Annotated in this window: 8 protein-coding genes; 5 read left to right on the top strand and 3 right to left on the bottom strand. The window is 71.0% G+C overall.

The window, feature by feature from the left end; translation table 11 throughout:
- The 3 genes from ppk1 to AAD496_RS14750 all read right to left on the bottom strand — a co-directional run.
- Positions 1–1,674: polyphosphate kinase 1 (gene ppk1, locus AAD496_RS14760; RefSeq protein WP_349829634.1), on the bottom strand; the 1,674-nt coding region annotated here is incomplete at its 3' end.
- A 42-nt stretch (positions 1,675–1,716) separates the two neighbouring features.
- Positions 1,717–2,652: a mycothiol synthase gene (mshD, locus tag AAD496_RS14755; protein ID WP_349829632.1), complete on the bottom strand. Its 936-nt coding sequence runs from the start codon at positions 2,650–2,652 to the stop codon at positions 1,717–1,719.
- On the bottom strand, positions 2,636–3,343 hold the full coding sequence (locus AAD496_RS14750) for a winged helix-turn-helix domain-containing protein (RefSeq protein ID WP_349829631.1): 708 nt from the start codon (positions 3,341–3,343) through the stop codon (positions 2,636–2,638). The genes mshD and AAD496_RS14750 overlap by 17 nt, the downstream gene beginning before the upstream one ends.
- A gap of 206 nt (positions 3,344–3,549) precedes the next feature.
- Here AAD496_RS14750 and AAD496_RS14745 point away from each other — a divergent pair, with 206 nt between their 5' ends.
- The 5 genes from AAD496_RS14745 (at position 3,550) to gabT (ending at position 8,815) form a co-directional block, all read left to right on the top strand.
- Positions 3,550–4,347 (top strand): ammonia permease, encoded by a 798-nt coding sequence (locus AAD496_RS14745; protein WP_349829630.1) that lies wholly within the window; start codon positions 3,550–3,552, stop codon positions 4,345–4,347.
- Positions 4,348–4,666: 319 nt separating this feature from the next.
- A complete protein-coding gene (locus tag AAD496_RS14740; protein ID WP_349829629.1) occupies positions 4,667–5,269 on the top strand; it encodes a heme-binding beta-barrel domain-containing protein in 603 nt (200 codons plus the stop codon).
- A 1-nt stretch (position 5,270) separates the two neighbouring features.
- On the top strand, positions 5,271–6,146 hold the full coding sequence (locus AAD496_RS14735) for a hypothetical protein (RefSeq protein ID WP_349829627.1): 876 nt from the start codon (positions 5,271–5,273) through the stop codon (positions 6,144–6,146).
- 125 nt (positions 6,147–6,271) lie between these two features.
- A complete protein-coding gene (ygfZ, locus tag AAD496_RS14730; protein WP_349829626.1) occupies positions 6,272–7,399 on the top strand; it encodes a CAF17-like 4Fe-4S cluster assembly/insertion protein YgfZ in 1,128 nt (375 codons plus the stop codon).
- Between the two features lie 48 nt (positions 7,400–7,447).
- On the top strand, positions 7,448–8,815 hold the full coding sequence (gene gabT, locus AAD496_RS14725) for a 4-aminobutyrate--2-oxoglutarate transaminase (RefSeq protein WP_349829624.1): 1,368 nt from the start codon (positions 7,448–7,450) through the stop codon (positions 8,813–8,815).
- Positions 8,816–8,937: the final 122 nt, after the last annotated feature.

The raw sequence follows: 8,937 nt of genomic DNA, 5'->3' as shown, positions 1-8,937 counted from the left end.
CTTCATCCGGATCCGGGCGGGCCGGCCCGCACGGGCGAGTTCGGTCTGTTCGTGGATCAGCTCGAGGAGGCCCTCGCGGACCCGGGACGGCGCCACGATGAGGCGGGTGTAATCGGAGTGCGGGGCGTATCCGGAGAGCTGGTTGAACAGCCGGGAGAGGTCCTGGCCGACCTCCGGGTCGCGGGTGAGCAGACCGAAGTCCTCGTAGATCCGCGCCGTCTTGGGGTGGTAATTGCCGGTGCCGACGTGGCAGTAGCGCACCAGGCCGCCGGCCTCCTGCCGCACGACGAGCGACAGCTTGGCGTGGGTCTTGAGCCCGACGATGCCGTAGACGACGTGGACCCCGGCGCGCTCGAGCTTGCGCGCCCAGGTGATGTTGGCCTCCTCGTCGAACCGGGCCTTGATCTCGACGACGGCGAGCACCTGCTTGCCGGCCTGGGCGGCGTCGATGAGCGCCTCGATGATCGGGGAGTCACCGGAGGTGCGGTAGAGCGTCTGCTTGATCGTGAGGACCGCCGGGTCCGCGGCCGCCTGCTCGAGGAAGGCCTGGACGCTCGTGGAGAACGAGTCGTAGGGGTGGTGGAGGAGGATGTCGCGGGTGCGCATCGCCTCGAACACGTCGGCCTGGTCCGAGGACTCGGTGGACGACAGGTACCGGTTCATGGCCGGCACGGCCTTGGGGAAGTGGAGGTCGTCACGGTTGAGGTCGACGACCGCCGAGAGCCCGCGCATGTCGAGCGGAGCGGGGAGTTCGTAGATCTCGTCCTCGGTCAGGGCGAGTTCGCGCACGAGCAGCTGGCGGATGCGCGGATGGATGTCCTTCGTGATCTCCAGGCGGACCGCGGGCCCGAACTTGCGGCGTAGCAACTCCTTCTCGAGGGCCTTGAGAAGGTTCTCCGCATCGTCCTCCTCGACCTCCAGGTCCTCGTTGCGGGTGACCCGGAAGATGCTCGTCGCGAGGATCTCCATGCCGGCGAACAGCTCGTCCAGGTGGGCCTGGATGATGTCCTCGAGTGCGAGGAACCGGGCCGGGGTCTCCGGCGCGGCACGGTGGGTCCGGGCGGTGTCCGCGATGTTGACGAACCGGGGCAGGCTCGGCGGCACCTTGACCCGGGCGAAGAGATCCTTGCCGGTGTCCGGATCGCGCAGCAGCACGCCGAGATTGAGCGACAGCCCCGAGATGTAGGGGAACGGGTGGGCCGGATCGACGGCGAGCGGGGTGAGCACGGGGTAGACCTGTGACTCGAAGATCTCCCGCGCCCGGAGCCGCTCGGAGTCCGTGAGGTCGGCGATGCCGACCCGCACGATGCCCTCCTCCTGCAACTTCGGGGCGATGTCCTCCGAGAGCAGCCGGGCGTGCCGGTCCATGAGGTCGTGGGCGTGGCCGCCGAGCGAGCGCATGACCTCCGAGGGCAGCGCCCCGGTCATCGAGGGCACCGCGAGACCGGCGTTGATCCGGCGCTTGAGACCGGCGACGCGGACCATGAAGAACTCGTCGAGGTTCGAGGCGAAGATCGCGAGGAAGTTGAGCCGCTCCAGCAACGGGATCTCCCGGTCCTCGGCCATCGCGAGCACCCGCTCGTTGAAGGCCAGCCAACTGAGTTCCCGGTCGAGGAACCGGTCGGCCGCCGGGGGAAGGGCGTGCTCGTCTCCGAAGGTCGTGAGGTCGTACACGGCGGTCCTCCTGGTCTCGGTACGGTCGGTCGGGCCGCGGTCTCAGGCAGGAGGCGCGTAGCTGACGTGCACGATCCGGTGGACGAACCCGAGGGACTCGTAGAGCCGCCGGGCGGGCACGTTGTCGCTCTCCACGTAGAGTTCTACCACCTCGGCGCCCATCGCCCGCAGCCGGTGCAGGCCGGCGAGAGTGAGCGCCCGGCCCACGCCCTTGGCATGGACCGTCGGGTCGACGCCGATCACGTACACCTCTCCGGTCCGCAGCCCCGAGGGGTGGTCGGAATGGACCTTGATCTGATGGAACCCGATCACGCGACCGGACTCCGGGTCCTCGGGGGAGAACCGACGGGCGAGGATCACGGTGGCCGGGTCGAAGTCCGGCGCCGCGGTGATCGCGGCGATGTCCGCGATGGTCTGCCCACCCTGTTCGGGGTGCCAGTCGAAGGCCGCGTTGTTCACCCGCAGCCAGGCCTCCTCGTCACCCGGGGTGAAGGAACCGAGCCCGACCTCGGCCGGGAGGGCGGGTTCCGGGGTGTCGAGACCCGCGAGCGGGTCCGTGGTGAGCTGGAGGAGTTCGCGTTCGCGCGCGTATCCGAGCGACTCGGCCAGGTGTCGGCCCGCCGGGTGGTCGCCGTGCGACCAGAACCAGGTGGCCGGTTCCGTGCCCAAGAGGTCGGCGTGCATGCGCCGGACGAGGGCCCCGCCGACGCCGTGGGCGCGGTGCTCGGGGTGGACGACCGCCTCGGCGGCGCCCCGTTCGCCCTGGACCGCGGCGATGCCGCAGGCGATGACCGCTCCCGAGGCGCCCTGCACCGTCCAGATCCGTGTCCCGGGTGCCGCGCCGGGGGTGCCCGCGGCGGCGAGGGCCTCGAGGAGACCGTCGGAGACCGGGGGGACGCCGTCGGCCGTCGTGGCGGCCTGCAGCAGGGGGCGGACGTCGTCGTCCGCGAGTCCTGTCACCTCAGTCGGTGTCGTCACCGGTCTCGTCCTCCTGCGCCTCGGGGTCCGCCGGGCTGAAACGATATCCCACGTTGCGCACTGTGTGGATGGTCGCCTCGAGCTCCGGTCCGAGCTTGGCGCGGAGCCGTCGGATGTGCACGTCGACGGTGCGGGTGCCGCCGTAGTAGTCGTAGCCCCACACGTCCTGCAGCAGCTGGGCGCGGGTGAAGACGCGGCCGGGGTGCTGGGCCAGGAACTTGAGGAGTTCGAACTCCTTGTACGTGAGGTCCAGTTGCTTGCCGGCGACGGTCGCGGTGTAGCTGTTCTCGTCGATGACGAGCGCGCCGACGACCGTCGGACCGTCCTCCTCCTCGACCTGGGTCACGTGGGTGCGGGCCAGGCGCAGACGGGCGTCGACCTCGGCGGGCCCGGCGCCGGCGAGGATGATGTCCGCGGCCTTCCAGGCGGAGTTCGCCGCGGCCAGTCCGCCCTCGGTGAGGACGACGACGAGAGGAGCGTCGATCCCGATGGTCGCCAGGCGTTCGGCCATGCTCGGGGCCAGCGACAGGTTGGTCGTCGCGTCGTAGACGGCGACGTCGGCCTGCGGGGCCCGCATGAGGTCGGCGTGGTCGATCGAGCAGAAGTGGAGGGTGTGCGGGAGGAACTCGAGTGCAGCGAGGGCCGGGGTCTCGTCGGCGGCCGGTCCGGGTGAGATGTGCAGCACTCGCACGCGCCGTTACCCCCATGTTCGTGAGCTGTCGATGGACGCCCCCGAGTATACCGACGGCGTCGTGGGCCAGTTCACGTGCCCGTAACATCCGGGCCCGGCCGGAGCCTCGGGTACTGCGCGGCGGGCCCGGGTGCCCCACGGCGGGCCCGGGTGCCCCACGGCGGGCCTGGGCGCCGCCGACCTCCCACTTTGGCAAGATGGGGTCCGTGGCGAAATGGATTCCGGCCCTCGTGGCCCTCGGACTCACGGCAGCGCTCGGGGTGTCCCACTTGCTGGGCTACCTCCCGGTGGCGGTGGCGGCCGGTGTGGTCGTCGTCGCGATCGCCTACGGGTGGCCCCGACTCACCGACTCCCCGCAGCCGCGCATCACGTCGGCGGTGCTGCTGGCCTTCGGCCTGCTCGGCATGGTGACGGTGTGGCTCATCCCCTCCGTCCCCCTCCTCGAGTGGCTGCCCATCCTCGCCGGGATGGGTCTCCTGTGGTCCTTCGTGCAGAACCTGGTCCGCGGGATCGAGGCCTCCCACGCGGTGGCGAACGTCGCCGCCCAGGTGGCCGGGATCGTCGTCGCGCTCGCGGCCGCCTCCTGGGTCGCCGGCTACCGGATCCCCGGGGACCGCGAGGCGGTCGTCGTCGGACTCGTCGCCATCATCCTCGCGCAGATCGCCACCTCCCTGCCGTGGCCGGCGCGCTACACCTCCCCGCTGGCCGTCGTCGTCGCGGTGCTCGGTGCCGGGGCCGCGACCGTCCTCTACGTGGGCGGCGGTCTCCACCTCCTGCCGGGACTCCTGCTCGGTGGTGTCCTCGGCCTCCTCGTCGCCGCCGTCGACCGGATGCTCGGGCTCATCGCGGACTCCCGGTTCCAGGCCGAACACCTGGCCGGGAGCCTCACTTTCGAGTACGCGAAGGCGAAGGCCCGCCGTGCGGCCGTCCACCTCACCATCGGTGCCGCCCCCGTCGCCCTCGGGGGGATCGTCGTCTACGTCATCGGCCGAATCTTCGTGTGACCGGCGACACGGGAGCACGCACGCGGCTGCGTTCTCGTCGCTCGAAGTACCAAAACCCCGTACGTCTTCGCTCCTCCGCGAAGAAGTCGGTGGGGTGCCGGGGTTCGGGCGGTGTGGGGCACGGCCGCGCACGCACTCCCGCACCGCCGGCCGTGGACGCGTGCGGCGGCACGCGGGCTGAATGCATAGAATGTCCGCATGCATGATTACGAAGGACTCAAGATCTTCTTCGAGGCGCTCGTCGCCCTCGTGGCCCTCGGCACCCTCGGCGTCGCGTACAAGGTGATCAAGAACCTGTTCACCGCCAAGCGCTGAGCACATGGCGATCGAGATCGACGCCTCGCTCGCCCCGGAGCTCATGCCACTCGCGTGGCTCGTGGGCACCTGGGAGGGCGTGGGAGTGGTCGGGTACCCCGGCACCCCGGAGAAGCAGTTCGGGCAGCGCATCGAGTTCCACGCCACCCCCGGCGTGCCGGTGCTGCACTACACCGCCCAGGCCTGGCTCATGGGTGAAGAGGGTGTCCTCGACGACCTCCTGACCCTCGAGACCGGCTTCTGGCAGGTCGTGCGGGACCGCAAGGAGTACGACGTGGGCCCGGGCATGCTCGTGCCCACCGAGGACACCCCGTTCACCACCGCGGAGTCCGTCGAGGCGCTGCGCAACGACGACGGCGACTTCGACATCGAGGTGGAGGTCGTCCACCCGCACGGTGTCATGGAGCTCTACGCCGGCCGCGCAGCCGGTCCCCGCATCGACCTCGCCACGGACGTCGTCGCACGCACCCGTACGGCCAAGCCCTACACCGCCTCGACGCGGATGTACGGCCTCGTCGACGGCGACCTCCTGTGGGCCTGGGACATGGCCGCGCTCGGACACGAACGCACCAGCCACGCCTCCGCGCAGCTCAAGAAGGTCGAATGAGATGACCGGCGGGCCGACGGGCTTCACCCCCGGCACCCCAGAACGGGGTGTCGGGGGTTTCGTACCCTCCGGCGATTTCCCGCCACCCTCCCCGGCCGCAGGCGAGGCGCCCGCCACCCGGCAGATCCCCACCCGGGCCTTCGTGCCCGGGGGAGAGGACCCGGCCTCCGGGACCGGCCAGGCCGGGCACCCGGGGAACGGGTACGGACCCGGTGGGGCGCCTCGGCGGCGGGGTGGGAAGGCAGCCGTCCTCACGACGGGGGCGGTGGCGCTCACCGCACTCCTGGTCCTCGGGGCGTTCGTCGCCTTCACCCATTACCGCGTGACCGCGCTGGTCGCGGCGCTGGAGGCCACCGCCGAGGACGCCGAGGAGCTGTTCACCGCGCTGTCGGAGGACCCCGAGTCCGCGGACGGCCACCTGGCCGACGTGCAGGCCGGCCTGCGGGAGTCGCGGGAGATCCTCCACGCGTTCCCGCTCGGCCAGGGCACGTGGGTGCCCGGGGTGGGCGACGACCTGGAGGCCGCGGACACCGTCCTGCAGGCGCTCGAGGACGTCGCGGAGGACACGGGCCCGACCGTGGTCGCCGCGGCACAACTCGTCGACTTCGGGGAGTACACCTCCGGGACCGGGGATCTGTTCTCGTACTTCGGTGAGGACCTCGTCTCCGCCTACACGACCCTGCAGGACCTGCCCGAGGCACTGGAGACCCTGGAGGAGTCCCGCGACACCGTCGCGGACATCGACACCGTGGGTCTGCGGCCGGCCGTCGCCGAGGCGGTCGAGGAGGTCGCCACGGGCCTCGACGAGGCGTACACCCAGGTGGAGACGCCCGCCCAGGGACTCATCGCCGCCTCGGAATTCCTGCCCGGGATCTGACGTTCCCGCGACGACCGCACACGGTGTCCGCCCCGGCGGGCGCTCAACCGTCCATCGCGCCCCTGTGGGCGCAGTCCCGTCCGCCCCGGCGGACGCACACCGACACTGAAGAAGGGCACCCTCACGTGAACACTCTTCGATTCCCCCGCACCTCCGCCGTCATGGGCGAGGGCACGCACTCCCGCGAGATCGCGCACCTCGGCGAACCCCTGCGGGAGCAGCGACGCCTGTCCATGGGGAAGGCGGTCGCGGACCTGTCGGCGACCCGGATCCTGCGGCTCACCGGGCCCGACCGGCTCACCTGGCTCAACTCGATCACTACGCAGAAGATCGACGACCTGGCGGCGGGGACGTCCACCGAGACGCTCGTGCTCTCACCCACCGGGCACATCGAGTTCTGGCTGCGTCTCCACGAGGACGGCGAGGCCCTGTGGGTCCTCTCCGAGCTCGACACCGACGGCGCGCAGGACTTCCTGCTGAAGATGCGGTTCATGATGCGCGTCGAGATCGAGGACGTCTCCGACACCTTCCAGGCGATCGGTGTCATCGGTGAACCGCCCCGATCCCTGCCCGCGGCCCTCGTGTGGAACGACCCGTGGCCGCACATCGGCGCCGGGTCCGCCTCCTACGCCCACCTCGACGCCGGGATGCCGGTCGCCTCGCCGGACCATCCGGGCACCGACGTCGACCTGCGGATCGTCGTGGCGCCCTCGACGGACCTGGCCGACTGGGACCCGGCGGCCGCCGGTGTCGAGGTCGCCGGCCGGGACGCCTGGGACGCCCTGCGGATCGAGGCCTGGCGACCGGGTGCGGCGGACGTCGACCACAAGGCGCTCGTCGGTGAGCTCGACGTGCTGCGCACCGCCGTCCACCTCTCCAAGGGCTGCTACCGCGGCCAGGAGGCGGTCGCCCGCGTGCACAACCTCGGGCAGACGCCCCGGCGCCTCGTCTTCCTCCACCTCGACGGGTCCGGCCACTCCCTGCCGAGCGCCGGTGCGTCCGTGCGTGCCGAGGTCCGCGGGGCCGAACGCGAGGTCGGCACCCTCACCTCGGTGGCGCTCCACCACGAACTCGGGCCCGTTGCCCTCGCCCTCGTCAAGCGCACGCTCGCGGAGGACGCGGAACTCACAGTCGACGGGCCCGACGGCGAGGAACGGATCGCCGCGAGCGCGGAGACGGTCGTCGTCACGGCACGGGAGAACCGCACCCGGATCCCCGGCCGCAACCGGGAGACCGACATGCGCGCACGGTGAGAGGGACCCGGGGTGAAAAACCCGGCCCGTGGGGCGTAGTCTTCCCCCATGACTGAAATCGCACTGGGAGGCCCCGAGAACGTGCCGCAGGAACGCAAGATCGTCACGAGCATCCCCGGGCCGAAGTCCCAGGAGATCGAGGCGCGCCGCAAGAAGGCAGTGGCCCCCGGTGTGGCCTCGGGCTACCCCGCCTACGTGCAGGCGGCCGGTGGTGGCATCATGGTCGACGCCGACGGCAACCAGATCATCGACCTGGGCTCCGGCATCGCCGTGACGACCGCCGGCAACTCGAACCCGCGCGTCGTCGAGAAGGCGACCGCCCAGCTGCAGGCCTTCACCCACACCTGCTTCATGGTGAACCCCTACGAGCCCTACGTCGCCGTGTGCGAAGCCCTCAACCGTCTGACCCCCGGCGACCACGAGAAGCGCAGTGTGCTGCTCAACTCCGGCGCAGAGGCCGTCGAGAACGCGGTGAAGATCGCCCGGACGTACACCAAGCGCAACGCCGTCGTCGTGTTCGACCACGCCTACCACGGCCGCACCAACCTCACGATGGCGATGACGGCCAAGGCAGCTCCCTACAAGAAGGGCTTCGGGCCCTTCGCCGGCGAGGTCTACCGCGCCCCCATGTCCTACCCGTTCCGCGACAACGCGGCCGCCGGGACCAAGTTGTCCGGTGAAGACGCGGCCAAGCGCGTCATCACGATGATCGACAAGCAGATCGGCGCGGACGACGTCGCCGCGATCGTCATCGAGCCGATCCAGGGCGAGGGCGGCTTCATCGTCCCCGCCGAGGGCTTCCTCCCCGCGCTCGTCGAGTACGCGAACGCCAACGGCATCGTGTTCATCGCCGACGAGGTGCAGGCCGGCTTCGCCCGCACCGGCAAGATGTTCGCCTCCGAGTGGGAGGGCATCGTCCCCGACCTCGTCACCACCGCCAAGGGCATCGCCGGTGGCCTGCCGCTCTCGGCCGTCACGGGCCGCGCCGAGATCATGGACGCCGTCGGTGGCGGTGGCCTGGGCGGCACCTACGGCGGTAACCCGACCGCCGTCGCCGGTGCCCTCGGTGCCATCGAGGCCTTCGAGAACGACGGCCTGCTCGAGCGTGCCGGCCAGATCGGCGAGATCATCACCGACCGCGTCACGAAGCTGCAGGGACGCTTCCCGCAGATCGGTGACATCCGCGGGCGCGGCGCCATGCAGGCGATCGAGTTGGTGCAGAAGGACTCGCTGGACCCGGCCCCGGAGATCGCGACCGCCATCGTCAAGCACTGCGCGGACAACGCCGTGCTCGTCCTCTCGACGGGCACCTTCGGCAACGTCCTGCGGTTCCTCCCGCCGCTCACCATCTCCGACTCCCTGCTGAACGAGGCGTTCGACGTGATCGCGGAGGGGTTGGAGAAGGCTCTGGCCTGATCGGCCCTCCCCGCTGCCGAGGCGCCCTGTCGTCGGCATCTCTCGTGCCGGGCGCGGCGCGGGGAACCCCTCCCGCCCACGACGACGAACCCCCGACCTCCGCTAGCGCTCCGGTCGGGGGT

The sequence above is a fragment of the Brevibacterium litoralis genome (genome assembly GCF_040212315.1).
Lineage (GTDB): Bacteria > Actinomycetota > Actinomycetes > Actinomycetales > Brevibacteriaceae > Brevibacterium > Brevibacterium litoralis.
The sequence above is the reverse complement of the archived record's forward strand: the minus strand, read 5'-3'. Positions and strand labels throughout refer to the sequence as shown.

Excerpts from the sequence above, each read along its gene's own strand:
- gabT (WP_349829624.1), top strand. The coding sequence starts at position 7,448 with ATGACTGAAATCGCACTGGGAGGCCCCGAGAACGTGCCGCAGGAACGC.
- AAD496_RS14735 (WP_349829627.1), top strand. The coding sequence starts at position 5,271 with ATGACCGGCGGGCCGACGGGCTTCACCCCCGGCACCCCAGAACGGGGT.
- AAD496_RS14740 (WP_349829629.1), top strand. The coding sequence starts at position 4,667 with ATGGCGATCGAGATCGACGCCTCGCTCGCCCCGGAGCTCATGCCACTC.